We start from the raw sequence: 467 nt of genomic DNA on the forward strand, positions 1-467 counted from the left end.
GCAGCTGACCACGCTGGGCGCCACGGTACAGGCCTGTGGCGACGGCGCCAGCGCCCTGCGGGCGCAGCATGCCGCGCCCAGCACGGTGGTGCTGATCGACTGCGACCTCAAGGACATGAGCGGCTACCAGCTGGCCGCCCTGCTGCGCGACGCCGAGACGGCACAGCCCGGCCCGCCGGCACGGCTGCTGGCGTTCTCCGGGTCCAGCTCGCCCGCGCATGTACAGCGCTGCCGTGCCAGCGGCATGGACGCGGTGCTGTACAAACCGCTGGACGCGGCGCAGTTGCTGGCGGTGCTGGATGTGGATGCGGCGGCCCGGCCGCACGACGGCCAGGGCGTGGCCCACGACGACCCGATGCGAGCGACGTACGTGCAATCAGTCCAGGAAGAACTGCAGGCGCTGCGGCAGGCGGGCGAGCAGCGGCAGGACGCGGCACTGCGTCGGCATGCGCATCGGCTGGCCGGGG

At 73.2% G+C, this 467-nt stretch carries 1 protein-coding gene; it reads left to right on the top strand.

What is annotated here, in order from left to right; all coding sequences use genetic code 11:
* On the top strand, positions 1-467 hold a 467-nt coding region (locus tag DBR34_RS19195), incomplete at both ends, for a response regulator (RefSeq protein WP_181394079.1).

It is taken from the genome of Stenotrophomonas sp. HMWF003 (genome assembly GCF_003061285.1).
In the GTDB taxonomy this organism is placed as follows: Bacteria; Pseudomonadota; Gammaproteobacteria; order Xanthomonadales; family Xanthomonadaceae; genus Stenotrophomonas; species Stenotrophomonas maltophilia_AP.